General features: G+C 53.5%; 1 protein-coding gene. It reads right to left on the bottom strand.

The features are described 5' to 3' along the window. The coding region (locus JIN78_RS17120) for a transposase (RefSeq protein WP_234038076.1) at positions 1-215 on the bottom strand (215 nt) is incomplete at its 3' end. Positions 216-303: the final 88 nt, after the last annotated feature.

Raw genomic sequence — 303 nt, 5'->3', positions numbered from 1 at the left:
TTCTCGGCCTCCCGGGCCTCTTCGGAGTTCTTTCTTTTCCCGGCGGAGAAACACTCCACGGCACCGTCGAGCATTTGTTTTTTCCAGTCCGAAACTTGCGCGGGATGGATGTCAAAATCCTTCGCGATTTGAGCAGTGGTTTTGATGTTCTTGAGGGCCTCGATGGCCACCCGGGCTTTGAACTCCGGGTCGTGTCGTCTTCTTTTGGCTTTCATTTTATGGGGTTGGGTTTGGCGTTTTTCGCCGTTCCTCACCACCAAAATTATCGCTTAACCCCTGGCCCGATTTTCGGGGTCCACCTCA

This window comes from Roseibacillus ishigakijimensis (genome assembly GCF_016595415.1).
GTDB classification, from domain to species: Bacteria; Verrucomicrobiota; Verrucomicrobiia; order Verrucomicrobiales; family Akkermansiaceae; genus Roseibacillus; species Roseibacillus ishigakijimensis.
This window is presented reverse-complemented; position numbering and strand designations above follow the sequence as displayed.